12 protein-coding genes, 1 tRNA gene and 1 pseudogene are annotated in these 12,133 nt (G+C 61.4%); 9 read left to right on the top strand and 5 right to left on the bottom strand.

The window, feature by feature from the left end; translation table 11 throughout:
* Positions 1 to 113: 113 nt before the first annotated feature.
* The 3 genes from BN32_RS06050 to efp form a co-directional block, all read right to left on the bottom strand.
* The gene (locus BN32_RS06050) at positions 114 to 1,355 is read right to left on the bottom strand and encodes a lytic murein transglycosylase (protein ID WP_040425504.1); all 1,242 of its coding nucleotides are present in this window, start codon (positions 1,353 to 1,355) and stop codon (positions 114 to 116) included.
* 93 nt (positions 1,356 to 1,448) lie between these two features.
* Complete coding sequence (locus BN32_RS06045) at positions 1,449 to 3,182, bottom strand: M23 family metallopeptidase (RefSeq protein WP_152343788.1); 1,734 nt, start codon at positions 3,180 to 3,182, stop codon at positions 1,449 to 1,451.
* 22 nt (positions 3,183 to 3,204) lie between these two features.
* Positions 3,205 to 3,771, bottom strand: coding sequence for an elongation factor P (gene efp, locus BN32_RS06040; RefSeq protein WP_019197229.1), 567 nt, complete (start codon positions 3,769 to 3,771; stop codon positions 3,205 to 3,207).
* Between the two features lie 138 nt (positions 3,772 to 3,909).
* On the opposite strand from efp, the gene epmA reads away from it, so the two are divergent.
* The 3 genes and pseudogenes from epmA (at position 3,910) to BN32_RS06020 (ending at position 6,524) form a co-directional block, all read left to right on the top strand.
* The gene (epmA, locus tag BN32_RS06035; RefSeq protein ID WP_040426044.1) at positions 3,910 to 4,962 is read left to right on the top strand and encodes an EF-P lysine aminoacylase EpmA; all 1,053 of its coding nucleotides are present in this window, start codon (positions 3,910 to 3,912) and stop codon (positions 4,960 to 4,962) included.
* Positions 4,959 to 6,022, top strand: a pseudogene (locus BN32_RS06030) (lysine-2,3-aminomutase-like protein). The gene epmA and the pseudogene BN32_RS06030 overlap by 4 nt, the downstream one beginning before the upstream one ends.
* Before the next feature lie 247 nt (positions 6,023 to 6,269).
* On the top strand, positions 6,270 to 6,524 hold the full coding sequence (locus BN32_RS06020; RefSeq protein WP_019197225.1) for a hypothetical protein: 255 nt from the start codon (positions 6,270 to 6,272) through the stop codon (positions 6,522 to 6,524).
* Between the two features lie 13 nt (positions 6,525 to 6,537).
* Here the strand turns inward: BN32_RS06020 and BN32_RS06015 are convergent, their stop codons facing one another.
* Both BN32_RS06015 and BN32_RS06010 read right to left on the bottom strand, forming a co-directional pair.
* Positions 6,538 to 7,110, bottom strand: coding sequence for an HdeD family acid-resistance protein (locus BN32_RS06015; protein ID WP_019197224.1), 573 nt, complete (start codon positions 7,108 to 7,110; stop codon positions 6,538 to 6,540).
* Positions 7,111 to 7,200: 90 nt separating this feature from the next.
* A complete protein-coding gene (locus BN32_RS06010) occupies positions 7,201 to 7,977 on the bottom strand; it encodes a cyclase family protein (protein WP_040425502.1) in 777 nt (258 codons plus the stop codon).
* Between the two features lie 279 nt (positions 7,978 to 8,256).
* Between BN32_RS06010 and BN32_RS06005 the strand changes: the two genes are divergently transcribed.
* From BN32_RS06005 to paaD, 6 genes are all read left to right on the top strand, one after another.
* Positions 8,257 to 8,331: transfer RNA gene (locus tag BN32_RS06005), tRNA-Glu, on the top strand.
* A gap of 218 nt (positions 8,332 to 8,549) precedes the next feature.
* A complete protein-coding gene (paaX, locus tag BN32_RS06000) occupies positions 8,550 to 9,443 on the top strand; it encodes a phenylacetic acid degradation operon negative regulatory protein PaaX (RefSeq protein ID WP_019197222.1) in 894 nt (297 codons plus the stop codon).
* A 57-nt stretch (positions 9,444 to 9,500) separates the two neighbouring features.
* Positions 9,501 to 10,496, top strand: a complete 996-nt coding sequence (paaA, locus tag BN32_RS05995) for a 1,2-phenylacetyl-CoA epoxidase subunit PaaA (RefSeq protein ID WP_019197221.1) — start codon at positions 9,501 to 9,503, stop codon at positions 10,494 to 10,496.
* A gap of 18 nt (positions 10,497 to 10,514) precedes the next feature.
* Positions 10,515 to 10,802 carry a 1,2-phenylacetyl-CoA epoxidase subunit PaaB gene (gene paaB, locus BN32_RS05990; protein WP_019197220.1) on the top strand — a complete coding sequence of 96 codons (288 nt, stop codon included), beginning with the start codon at positions 10,515 to 10,517 and terminating at the stop codon, positions 10,800 to 10,802.
* A 57-nt stretch (positions 10,803 to 10,859) separates the two neighbouring features.
* Entirely contained in the window at positions 10,860 to 11,636 is a 777-nt protein-coding gene (paaC, locus tag BN32_RS05985) for a 1,2-phenylacetyl-CoA epoxidase subunit PaaC (protein ID WP_019197219.1), read from the top strand.
* Entirely contained in the window at positions 11,630 to 12,133 is a 504-nt protein-coding gene (paaD, locus tag BN32_RS05980) for a 1,2-phenylacetyl-CoA epoxidase subunit PaaD (RefSeq protein WP_019197218.1), read from the top strand. The genes paaC and paaD overlap by 7 nt, the downstream gene beginning before the upstream one ends.

Genomic DNA, 12,133 nt, shown 5'->3' with positions numbered 1-12,133 from the left:
CGCGCAAACCCGGAATCCATAGCCCTTCATGCGATGTCTGCGTTATGGATTCCGGGCCTGCGCCGAGTGGCGCATCCCGGAACGACGGCTGAACTTGCAAGCTGTGACGGCGGCTAAGATCCCTGCCGCAACCGCGCCAGCACCTTCAATCCAGCATAACCGTCCGCTGGCAGCAGTCCCGCCTTGGTCTGAAAATCTCTGACGGCCTGCATGGTGTCGTTGCCGACGCGGCCGTCGGTGCCGCCGGTGTCGAAGCCAGCCTTGGTGAGGCGCGTCTGAACTTCCTGGATCTCCGCAAGCGTGAGCGCTCGTTCCGAGCCCGGGAAGGGCTGGACGAACGGTCCACCGCCCAGAATGCGATCGCCGAGATGCACGATGGCCAGCGCGTAGTTCATCGACGGATTGTAGCTCTTCACGGCGTAGAAGTTCGGTCCCAGCAGGAACGATGGTCCGCCCTGCACGGGCACCCAGAGTTGCGCGGAATCATTGGAGCGTGGAAACGGCTGACCATCCGCGCGGGTTACGCCGGAGGCAGCCCACTTGGCATAGGACTGACTGCCGCTCTTGGACGCGGTCGCGCCCTTCACCTCATAACCCCAATGCTCGCCACGGCGATACTTGCCGCGGTTGACGAGGTAGCGCGCGCTGGAGCCCAGCGCGTCGTCCGGGCGGCCAAACGGCGAGACGCGGCCGTCGCCGTCATAGTCGAAGCCGACATTGAGCCAGACTTCCGGCATCCACTGGGTATGGCCCATCGCGCCGGCCCATGAGCCGCGCATCTCCTCCGGCGTGCTCCAGTGCTTGTCGACGATGCGCAGGGCATTGATGAGCTCGGTTTCCCAGTAGGCCTTGCGGCGGGGTTCGTTCCACGCCAGCGCCGCAAGCGACGGAAACACCGGCCGCATATGGTTCTGCTGCACGAGCGGATCACCGTACGCCGTCTCGACACCCCACAGCGCCAGCAGCGTGCCGCGCTCGACGCCGAAATCCTTTTCGATCCGTGCAAACAGCGTGCTGTATTTCTGAAGCGCCACCTTGCCCGCGGCCAGCCGCCAGTCCGAGACACGGCGGTTGATATATTGCCAGAGCTGTTCGTTGAACTCGGGCTGCTTGCGCATCTTCTGGAAGACGCTCATGTCCGGCTCAATCCGGCTAAGGCAACGAATGTATGTGCCTTCGGAAATACCTCGCGCGAGCGCGCGGGCCCGAAATCCTTCGCGCCATTGATCGAAGCCGGGAGGATTGGCGGCGAGGGCGCGAACGGGATTGGCCATCAGCGCGCCAGCGCCAAGCGCAGAGCCCAGCAGCATCCGTCGCGTGAGGTAGGTGCGGTCTGAAGAATCTCTTTGCGTCATACGCCCAGTCTAGCGCTGCTTTGCGGGTTGGACCAAAGGCCAATCTGCCGTGGATTTTGTCAGGGATGATCTTGTCCGAAAACCGGTTCCCGCCTAGCGGCCTTCGCCTTCCTTGGCGACGTTTGACGGGAGATTCGCAGGCGGCAGGGCATGGGCCATCGCAGGCGCCTCGGGAGGCGGCTGGATGTATTCGCGGCCACGCCCGCCGATCAGGCGTTCGTAGGACGAGATGAGGGTGACGTAGGGATTGACCCAGAGCCAGCCGTCGCGCGTGAACACCTGGACGTCGAAATGCAGATGGTTTGTCGTACCTCCAGGGCGATCCTGAAAGTTCGAGACCGCGCCGATCTTTTCACCCTCGGCCACGCGCCGTCCGTGAAGGACGCCATCGGCATCGAGGTGGGCCGGGTTCATGTGCATATAGCGAAAGCGGATGTGTTCATTGCGCGTATTGACCAGCAGGAACGCTGCCTGTTGCTTGAGCGTCCTGATCAGCACGCCCTCGCGGACCGCGACAACCGGAAAAAGATCGGGGATACAGCGGTCGGCGCCGTCATTGCGCAGGTGACAGGACGACGGGCGGATATCCTGACCCTGATGCCCCATTCCGTTGGCGCATTGTCCGACTTCGAAGTCGCGTGTTTCGCAGAAATTATCCTGCCAGGGGTAGCTGTAGTTCTCCCTGGCCGATTCATCGAACACCAACGGCTTGTCATTGCGCTTGCAGCGATATGGATCGCCTTTGGTCGGTGCAAATGACACCCGTCCCGTGAGGTTGCAGTCCCCCCAGTTCATGAACGACTGAGAGTTGGCGAATGCCGGAGCTTTTTCGATCGGAAAGCGGATCTGCGAGTAGACCGTAAAGTCCTCATGGCCGCCTTGCCCGCGGTAACCGCTGTTGACGATGATCTCGCCCGGCGGGCGATAGGTGAAGTTCGCGTCGTATGTAATCGGCCGCTCAGAGGCGTAGGAAGCGATATTGTAACGGGAATCGCGCGGGGTGCCGCCCGCGACCCGCAAGGCCTTGAGGAAGCGCTCGGCGACTGGCGCCGCTTCGCGGCAGGAGAGGCGCCTGCTCCGCGCGACGCTGTCGAGGCACTGGATTGAAACGACATAGGGAACGCCGAACCGCGTAAAGGCATAGCGCACGTAGCCTTCGCGGATCACCCGGCGCAGGTTGGGAAATTGCGTTGCGAGCGCTTTGACGGCTTCGCCCTTGCCTGCAAGCGGATCCTTGATGTCGTAGACCAGCAGCGAGGCGCTGATCTGGACCTCAACGGGTTGCGAGTAGACCCGGGACGGCATGTTGTCCCCAGCGCCACGGTCGAGCATGAAGACTGCGTCGTAGCCGGACGGCCCGGCCTCGAACATGCTGGCGGCGCGGAAACCCGCCTGATAGCGCGGGATGAGGAGATTGATCGCACCGCTCTGGCGGTCGGAGAGATACAAGGCGCTGTCGAACGGCAGCAACACCGGGACTGGGCTGAGTTCGATGCCAGAAAAAATCGGCGACGTCACCGTGTTGATCTGCGAGATCGCCGTGATGCGCGGCGTGCTGACCTGACGTGACGGACGCCGGCCCGTGAAACTGAAATTGTCGGCGGCAACCGGCTGTGAGTCGATTTCGGTCTTGAGCTGATTGACAGCAGAAGGCCAGTCCGGCCTGACGACCGATATCGCGGGAGTTCTGAATTCGCCGGCGTGAGCAGGATGCGCGAGCGGGCCAACGGAGAGCAAAGCAGAGGAAAGCGACGCAAGAGACAGAAAGCAGCACCAGAAATTCCCCGATGCCGTCCTTCTGTTGTTCTCTGCCCGCGCAGTGGTCAAGACGTCCTCACGGGATCTGTGCTTAGTCTTTCGCGCGCTCGACGTAGGAGCCGTCTTCGGTCATCACGACGATGCGCGTACCGGTGCCGATGTGCGGCGGGACCAGCGTGCGGACGCCGTTCGACAGCATCGCAGGCTTGTAGGACGACGACGCCGTCTGCCCCTTGGTCACCGGCTCGGTATCGACGACTTCCAGCGTGGTGCGCTGGGGCAGGGTGATGGCCACCGCGATGTTGTCGTGGATCGACAGCTTTACGGTCATGTTCTCTTGCAGGTAAGGAGCCTGCGTGCCGACCACGTCCTTGGGTACCAGGAGCTGATCGTAATTCTCGTTATTCATGAAGTGGAAGCCGTCGCCGTCCTCGTACAGATAGTTGTAGTCGCGATCCTCGACGAACGCGCGCTCGACCTGATCGGTCGTCTTGTAGCGTTCGGAGACCTTGGTGCCGTCGCTGATTCGGCGCATTTCGATCTGGCTGACCGGAGTTCCTTTGCCGGGGTGGATGTTCTCCGCAGTCAGAACGACATATAGCTTGCCGTCCTGCTCAATGATGTTGCCCTTGCGGATCGAACTGGCGATGACTTTCACAGATGGTTTTCCTAAGTTTCAGGGCCGGTTGCGGTGCCGGGTCGGCGCTTCGAAGCCCGGCAAGGCGGTTTCGGGCCGCAACATACCGATTTGGAGCGCCAAAGCCAGCATTTTGCTACGGAATCAGGCATTTCGCGCATGAATGCGGGACAGGAACTTTCACCCTGGTGGACGCCCGGCCGCCATGTGGACCGCAAGCCGTTTTTGCAGGCGCGGAACGCCATTACCCGGGCCACCCGGGACTGGTTCGGGGGTGAGGGGTTCATTGAGGTCGAGACCGGAATTCTTCAGAAATCGCCCGGAAACGAGACGCACCTTCATGCCCCCTCGGCGGATTTGACGTCGGCCTCGGGTGACAAGATGAGGCACTATCTCCGAACCTCCCCCGAATTTGCCTGTAAGAAACTGCTGGCCGCCGGGGAGACAAAGATTGTGGAGTTCGCCCGGGTATTCCGGGATCGCGAGCGCGGGCCACTGCATCTGCCAGAGTTCACCATGCTGGAGTGGTACCGCGCCAATGAAGGCTATGAGGCCGTCATGGCCGATTGCATCGTCGTGATTGCGCGCGCGGCACAGGAGACCGGAATCGGGATGTTCTCATTCCGCGGCAAGAGCGCCGATCCGTTTGCCGCGCCGGAACTGCTGACCGTTGCGGATGCATTCTCGCGCTTCGCTTCCATCAATCTGCTCGCGACGATTTCCGACGGCCGCGCAGACCGGGATGCGTTGGCGTCAGCCACGGGACATCGCGTCCGCGTCACCGAGGACGACACTTGGTCGGATATCTTCAGCAAGGTCCTGGTCGAACATATCGAGCCGAATCTCGGACAGGGCCGTTTGACGATCCTCTACGAATATCCTGCGCCGGAGGCCGCACTTGCGCGCACCAAGCTGTCTGACCCGCGCGTCGCGGAGCGGTTTGAAGTCTATGCCTGCGGCGTCGAACTCGCGAACGGGTTCGGCGAATTGATCGACGCGGAAGAGCAGCGACTGCGCTTCACCGCAGCGATGGACGAGAAGGAGAGGCGCTACGGCGAACGCTATCCGCTCGATGAGGAGTTTCTCGCCGCAATGGCGCAGATGCCGGAAGCCTGTGGCGTCGCGCTGGGCTTCGATCGCCTGGTGATGCTGGCGAGCGGTGCAACGCGCGTCGATCAGGTAGTCTGGACGCCGCCGGGAGGTGACGCATGACACGCGCCACTGCAACATTGCGAACGGAAACCGACCTGATCGAGCATGGCCTCGCGTCGCCGGAAAATCTGTCCGTGCTGGAAAAAGTCGCTGCACGTTACGCGGTGGCAGTGACGCCGGATATCGCGGCGCTGATCGACACGTCGGATCCGAACGATCCCATCGCGCGCCAGTATATTCCCTCCGCCGATGAACTGGTCACACAGCCTCATGAGAGCGCCGATCCCATCGGCGATCATTCGCATTCGCCGGTCAGTGGCATCGTACATCGCTACCCGGATCGCGTGCTGCTCAAGCTCGTGCATGTTTGCGCCGTGTACTGCCGGTTCTGCTTCCGCCGCGAAATGGTCGGGCCGGGCAAGGACACCGCGCTTTCGAATGAGGCCTATGCCGGCGCTCTGGATTACATTCGCGCTCATCCGGAAATCTGGGAAGTGATCCTGACCGGCGGCGACCCGTTGATGCTGTCCGCACGCCGGCTGAAGGAGATCATGGATGATCTGGCTTCCATTGATCATGTCAGGATCATTCGCATTCATACCCGCGTGCCGGTTGCTGACCCGGCCCGGGTAACGGACGAGACCGCAGCCGCCTTGAGAGTGAGCGGTGCGACCACGTGGGTTGCCGTACACGTCAACCATCCGCGCGAACTGACGGCCGAAGCGCGTGGCGCCTGCGCGCGGATCATCGACCGGGGATTCCGATGGTCAGCCAGTCGGTGCTGCTGCGCGGCGTCAATGACAATCCGGAGACGTTGGAAGCCTTAATGCGCAGCTTCGTCGAGTGCCGTATCAAGCCGTATTATTTGCATCACGGCGACCTCGCGCCGGGCACGGCGCATTTGCGCACGACAGTGGAGGAGGGGCAAAAGCTGATGCGGTATCTGCGCGGGCGTGTGTCGGGGTTGTGCCAGCCGGATTACGTGCTCGACATTCCGGGCGGTCACGGCAAGTCCCCGATAGGACCACAGTATTTATCGCGGACAAGTGAAGACGCTGGCGGTCATTATCGTGTTGCGGATTATTGCGGCGATGTTCACCTCTATCCGCCTGCTGAGTAGGCAGTCTGATGGCGGGACCCGAACCTCCCGAAAATGAGGGCAATTGAGCTGTCGAAAACGCGGTGATGCTCGGCTTTTTCGTCCTGCTTGTCGTCGCAGGTATCTGGTTGCTCGGATCGATGGCCGATTTGCGCAAGGTGCAAGATTGTGCGGCGCAAGGCAGGCGCAACTGCAGAACGATAGAAAATCAAACCCGTTCCCAGTAGAATACCCTCACGCTGCGGAATCTCATTGGTGGAGGTGTGACATGAGAAAATCCATCCCGATTGCCATGATGGCCCTGTTGCTGGGCGCGTCAGGCGCATTGGCTCAAAGCAAAAGCGGGACATCGAGCCCCACGCCCTCAGCGACGACGAACTCTGGCAGCATTCCCAACGCGCCGGTTGGGCACCGGCAGCCGCGCGCCAGCGACGTGCCGCCGACAGAGGAAAAGAACTACACGGAGTCGGCCGAAGACAAGGCGCTTGATCGGAAGATCAAAAGCATTTGCAGAGGCTGTTGAGCAGCAACCGACGTCAGGCTTTTCGCGCGGCGAGCGCCATCCCGATCAAGGAGGTGCCACCGAACACGAGATTAATACCGACCAATAGTCCGATGGCCCACGCGGCTGATCCGGGAAGCCCGGCGATGATCAACGCCGCCACAATCAGATCGACGATACCGGACACAAGCAGCCAGCCCCAGCGCCCGGATAGTTCGCGGCGATGGGCGAGGGCACACATGATCGTGGTGATACCTTCGGCGATGAAGTAGGCGCTGACCACGAGGGTGAGCGTCAGCGTTCCTGCGACGGGCTGAATAATCAGGATGATGCCCGCGGCAAGCGCGAGGGCTGCGGAGATCAGAGACCACCAGAAGCCGGGCATATCGCGCGTGGTGAAAGTAAGGTAGAGCCCGACCGCGCCGCTGATCAGGAACAGCCAGCCAAGGAAGATCGTGACGGCGATGCTGGCGAGCAGCGGGATGGCAATCGCGGCCATCCCCAAAATCACCAGGACGATGCCTTCGATCAGGAAGGCTTTCCAGTTCGCTTTGACGGCCTCTTTCATTTGCGCATGAAGCCCGGCGATATCCTGAGGCGTCGTCATGGACGGTCTCCTGTTCTGATTCCAGCAATTGGCGGATGCGACCAGCTTAGTCCTGCGCCGCTGCGCTTGTTAGAGGCTAACGGACTCAGGCTACGCGTCGAGGATGGCTACCGCGCGAGTCCAGCCTGCGGACGCGCGTTCTATCTTCACCGGAAAGCACGAGATCATGAACCCGGTCGAAGGCAGTTGATCTAAATCATGCAGTTTTTCGAGGTGGCAATAGCCGATGTGGCGGCCGGCCTTGTGGCCTTCCCAGATCAAGCTCGCGTCTTTCGTCGCGGCATACTTCTTTGCGGTGTAGACGAAGGGAGCATCCCAGCTCCAGCCGTCGGTGCCAGTGAGACGCACGCCGCGCTCCAGCAGATACATCGTCGCTTCGTATCCCATCCCGCAACCGGATGTGACGTAATCCTGCCGGCCGTACTTCGCGCCGGCACTGGTGTTGACGACGACGATCTCAAGCGGCTTGAGCGCATGTCCGATCCGCTTCAGTTCGTTCTCGACATCAGCGGCGGTCGCGACATAGCCGTCAGCAAAATGGCGGAAGTCGAGCTTCACGCCCGGCTGAAAGCACCACTCCAACGGAACCTCGTCGATCGTCCATGAGCGCTCGCCGTGGTTCATGGTCGGGTGAAAGTGATAGGGCGCATCAAGGTGGGTGCCGTTGTGAGTCGAGAGGTTGACCTGCTCCACGGCCCAGCCCTGGCCGTCGGGGAGGTCCTCCTTCTTCAATCCATCGAAGAATTGCAGCATCCGGGGCAATCCCTGCTGATGGTCGATGTACTGGATGGTGGGATGACCGCCCGGAGGATCCGCCGGCACGTCGTTTTGCAGCGGTACGGAAATGTCGATCAGCTTGCGGGTCATGCGGGGCGCTCCAGCGGCCAGCCCACTGCGGGCGGCAGGTTTCGGGGGAGTGTGCATGAAGTTGCGCACACCGCTCAAGCAAAGGCATCTGGCGGCTTGCCGCAGTCGCGAAACGCCATTATACGTTCCCCCGCGTCGGCCAAATCACCTCACGGGATTGCGGCCCGCCGCCGCCCCAAACAATGCTAACGTATTGATTTTGTGCGACTAAAAGACTTGTTCCAAGGCGAAAAGACAACGATCCACGCACACTCGGTGCGGAGCGTTTGCAGCCTTTTCGCTCCCTTCGTCTATCGGTTAGGACGCCACCCTTTCACGGTGGAGAGAGCGGTTCGATTCCGCTAGGGAGCGCCACTTGCTCATCGCAGGTCATATCTCGAACCGGACCCGGCTTTTAGCGGCTATCTGGCCTGGCTTTCCTCTTAATGTAAAACTTCAGGTATCTGATGTTTCGCTTTCGGGTTCAGCCTCAGGTCTCTGACAGCCTTTAGTCCCTTGGAAGTTTTCTGGAATCAGCCCGGTGACGGGGATGGCACTCGCCGGATCGGCGGAATGCACTATGCTGCGTGGCCATGAGTCACCCGTCGCTTTCCCGTATCGTCAGCCGATTCAAGCGCGAGCCCTCGCGCACCGGCTCCCTCATCATCACGTTCTATGGCGATGCGATTCTGCCGCGCGGCGGGTCGGTCTGGCTTGGAACGTTGCTGCAGTTTCTGGACATGCTTGGGACCGACGGCGGCGTGGTGCGCACGGCGGTGTCGCGGCTCGCCACGGATGGCTGGCTCGACCGGGACAAGGTTGGCCGGAAGAGCTTCTACAAGCTGGCGAAGAGCGGCCGCGAGCGTTTCGAGATGGCTGTGGAGCACGTCTACAATCCGCATCCGTCGAATTGGGCAGGGCGCTTCGAGCTTTTGCTGATCGGAAATGGCGCGGATCGCGAGACGTCGCGGGCTGCGTTGACCGAAGCCGGTTTTGGAAGCCCGATGCCAGGTGTGTGGGTCGCACCATCGGATGTGCGCGTGCCGTCAATCGCCGAAAGTGCGATCCGGCTGGAGGTATCTGCCGACAATGCCATGGGACGGCAGCTTGCGGCCGCGAGTTGGTCGCTCGAGCGGACCGCGGAGTCGTATCGTGAATTCATGAAGACCTTTGCGTCGCTTGAAGGCTGGATCGGCGGCGCCGACAGGGTTTCTCCCGCAGACGCTATCCTCGCCCGGATCCTTTTGATCCATCACTACCGGCGGGTGGTTCTGCGCGATCCGTTGCTCCCGGAGGGCCTCCTGCCGCCGGCATGGCCAGCTCTCGACGCACGGCAGTTTTGTGCCCGGCTTTATCAAGCCCTTCTGCCGGCTTCGGAATCCTGGCTCGATGCGTATGGAGCGAGTGCGACAGGTTCCCTGCGTCCGCCGGGTGCGGAACTTGGCCGGCGCTTCTCCGACGTGCAGCGCAACATGTTACAAAAATAACTTGTAGATAGAATTTTTTGTTATATATTAATCGGCGTCTCCCGGGAGGAAACGGCGATGTACACGCAAGCGCTCAACACATCGGAAGCGGAAGTCGTTCACGTCGAGGACGCGGAACGCGCCGCGCATTTTCAGGCGCGCATCGATGCTGACGATCGCATCGAGGCAAACGACTGGATGCCTGCCGCGTATCGCAAGACACTGACCCGGCAGATTTCCCAGCACGCCCATTCCGAAATCGTCGGCATGCTGCCGGAAGGCAACTGGATTACCCGCGCGCCGACGCTGCGCCGCAAGGCCGCGTTATTGGCGAAGGTGCAGGACGAGTGTGGTCACGGGCTTTACCTCTATGCGGCAGCTGAAACGCTCGGCTCGTCGCGCGAGGAACTTGTTGACCTGATGCTGAGCGGCAAGGCGAAGTATTCCTCAATCTTCAATTATCCGACGCCGACCTGGGCTGACATTGGTGCGATCGGCTGGCTGGTCGATGGCGCGGCCATCATGAACCAGATCCCGCTGTGCCGTTGTTCCTACGGTCCCTATGCACGCGCGATGATCCGCGTCTGCAAGGAGGAGTCGTTCCATCAGCGCCAGGGCTATGAAATCATGCTGACGCTGTCGCGCGGCACCGAAGAGCAGAAGGCCATGGCGCAGAATGCGCTCGACCGCTGGTGGTGGCCGTGCCTGATGATGTTCGGTCCGCCGGACCAGCTCAGCCAGCACAGCGATCAATCCACGCAGTGGAAAATCAAACGCTTCTCCAATGACGACCTGCGCCAGAAGTTCATCGATGCGACGGTGCCGCAGGCCCACTATCTCGGCCTCACGATTCCGGACGCTGACCTGACGTGGAACGAGGCGACCAGTCATTGGGACTACGGCACGATTGACTGGGATGAGTTCAAGCAGGTGCTTTCGGGCAACGGCCCGTGCAACCGCGATCGCATGGCCGCGCGCCGCAAGGCTCATGAGGAGGGCGCGTGGGTGCGTGAAGCGGCCGCCGCCTATGCAGAGAAACAACAGGCGCACCGCACCCCTGCGGTTGCAGCGTAGACCCGGCTGGAGGCTGTCATGACCACTCAGAACACACAGCTTTGGGAAGTTTTCATCCGCAGCCGTAACGGCCTTGCGCACAAGCATGTCGGATCGCTGCATGCAGCGGACGCGACGCTGGCGCTTCAGGCTGCGCGCGATATCTACACGCGGCGCGGCGAGGGGCTGTCGATCTGGGTCGTGCCGTCGAATGCGATCATTGCGTCCGACCCATCCGAGAAGGGCATGATGTTCGAGCCGGCGATGTCGAAGATCTATCGCCATCCGACATTCTACGACGTGCCGGACGAAGTCGGGCATATGTAAGCGCCGGCGTTCACTCCGGCTGAAAATACACACGTCCACGATACGGGACTGACGATCATGTCTGTACGTTCCATTTCCGTTGCCGAGAGTCCGCTCGTGCTTTACGCGCTGCGCCGCGCCGACGATGCGCTGATCCTCGGACACCGCGTGTCGGAATGGTGCGGCCACGGACCGATGCTCGAAGAGGACATGGCGCTGGCCAATATGGGTCTCGACCTGATCGGGCAGGCGCGCGAGCTCTACACCTACGCTGCCAAGGTCGAAGGCGCAGGGAACGATGAAGACAAGTACGCCTACCTGCGTGACGTTCGGCAATATCGCAACCTTCTGCTGGTTGAACAGCCGAACGGCGACTTCGCGCGCACCATCGTGCGGCAGTTCTTCTATTCTGCGTTCGCCGATCCCTACTGGCGTGCGATGATGAAATCCAAGGACGAGACGCTGGCGGCGATCGCGGCGAAGTCCGAAAAGGAAAGCGCCTATCATCTGCGGCATACGTCGGAATGGATGATCCGGCTCGGCGACGGCACCGACGAAAGCCATCGGCGCGCGCAGACCGCGATCGATGATCTCTGGGCTTTCACAGGAGAGTTGTTCCACGCCGATCAAAGCGATGCGGACCTGATTTCGTCTGGCATCGCAATCGATCCGGAAAGCCTGCGCGGCCGCTGGGCCGAAACCGTCTCGAACATCCTGGGCGTGGCGACGCTGAAGCGCCCGTCCAGCGACTGGATGCAGAAGGGCGGCCGGTCCGGCAATCACACCGAACATCTCGGGCATCTGCTCTGCGAGCTGCAATCGATGCAGCGAACTTTTCCGAACGCAACATGGTAACCGGCAGCAACAGCGCGCACGACCTTCGCCAGACCGCCTGGAACGCAGCGGCTCAGGTGGTTGATCCGGAAATTCCGGTGCTGACCATCGCTGATCTCGGCGTGCTGCGTGACGTGACCGTGACGGATGGTGCGGTCGAAGTCGCGATCACGCCGACCTATTCCGGCTGTCCTGCAATGAACATGATTGCGCTGGAAATCGAGCTGGCGCTGGAGCGCGAAGGCATTCGCAATTCGAAGGTGCGCACGGTGCTGTCACCGGCCTGGACCACGGACTGGATGAGCGAGCAGGGCCGCCAGAAGCTGAAAGAGTATGGCATCGCGCCGCCGCAGACGGGCGGTGGACGCCGGGCTTTGTTCGGCGAGCAGCACGTGGCCTGTCCGCAATGCGGATCAGTAAACACGGAAGTGCTTTCCGAGTTCGGCTCGACATCCTGCAAGGCACTGTGGCGCTGCAAGGTATGCCGAGAGCCGTTCGACTATTTCAAGTGCCACTAG

It is taken from the genome of Afipia birgiae 34632 (assembly GCF_000308295.2).
GTDB lineage: Bacteria > Pseudomonadota > Alphaproteobacteria > Rhizobiales > Xanthobacteraceae > Afipia > Afipia birgiae.
Note: the sequence above shows the minus strand (reverse complement) of the source record. Positions and strands in the feature narration are given on the sequence as shown.

What these genes read in the sequence shown, in the direction of transcription:
- paaA (WP_019197221.1), top strand. Translation starts at nt 9,501, where the DNA reads ATGTACACGCAAGCGCTCAACACATCGGAAGCGGAAGTCGTTCACGTC.
- BN32_RS06050 (WP_040425504.1), bottom strand. Translation starts at nt 1,355, where the DNA reads ATGACGCAAAGAGATTCTTCAGACCGCACCTACCTCACGCGACGGATG.
- epmA (WP_040426044.1), top strand. Translation starts at nt 3,910, where the DNA reads ATGAATGCGGGACAGGAACTTTCACCCTGGTGGACGCCCGGCCGCCAT.
- paaC (WP_019197219.1), top strand. Translation starts at nt 10,860, where the DNA reads ATGTCTGTACGTTCCATTTCCGTTGCCGAGAGTCCGCTCGTGCTTTAC.
- BN32_RS06020 (WP_019197225.1), top strand. Translation starts at nt 6,270, where the DNA reads ATGAGAAAATCCATCCCGATTGCCATGATGGCCCTGTTGCTGGGCGCG.
- BN32_RS06010 (WP_040425502.1), bottom strand. Translation starts at nt 7,977, where the DNA reads ATGACCCGCAAGCTGATCGACATTTCCGTACCGCTGCAAAACGACGTG.
- paaD (WP_019197218.1), top strand. Translation starts at nt 11,630, where the DNA reads ATGGTAACCGGCAGCAACAGCGCGCACGACCTTCGCCAGACCGCCTGG.
- paaB (WP_019197220.1), top strand. Translation starts at nt 10,515, where the DNA reads ATGACCACTCAGAACACACAGCTTTGGGAAGTTTTCATCCGCAGCCGT.
- BN32_RS06015 (WP_019197224.1), bottom strand. Translation starts at nt 7,110, where the DNA reads ATGACGACGCCTCAGGATATCGCCGGGCTTCATGCGCAAATGAAAGAG.
- paaX (WP_019197222.1), top strand. Translation starts at nt 8,550, where the DNA reads ATGAGTCACCCGTCGCTTTCCCGTATCGTCAGCCGATTCAAGCGCGAG.